General features: G+C 73.6%; 1 pseudogene. It reads right to left on the minus strand.

From position 1 onward, the window contains the following. Positions 1-326 (minus strand): annotated as a pseudogene (locus Q2100_RS21820) (DoxX family protein); the annotation flags it as partial.

A 326-nucleotide genomic window follows, 5' to 3' on the forward strand; every position in this document is an offset into this window, starting at 1 on the left:
TCCGATCCGCGCTCGCGGGCGAGTTCGGCCCAGTCGTAACCGCGTTCCCGAGCCACCTCGGCGAGTTCGGCGCTGCGCTTGCCTGCCACGTCGGCCAGCTCGGCGCCGCGCTTGCCTGCCACCTCGGCCAGTTCGGCGCTGCGCTTGCTCGCGACCTCGGCGAGTTCCGCGCCACGCTCACGCGCCACATCGGCCCACTCTGCGCCGCGCTTGCCTGCGACCTCGGCGAGTTCGGCGCCGCGCTCACGCGCGATCTGTGCGAGCTCCCGGCTGCGCTCGGCGCTGACGTGCAGGCCGTGGCCGACCTTCTCGGCGAGTTCGCTGTC

Source organism: Mycolicibacterium arseniciresistens, from assembly GCF_030519285.1.
Lineage (GTDB): Bacteria > Actinomycetota > Actinomycetes > Mycobacteriales > Mycobacteriaceae > Mycobacterium > Mycobacterium arseniciresistens.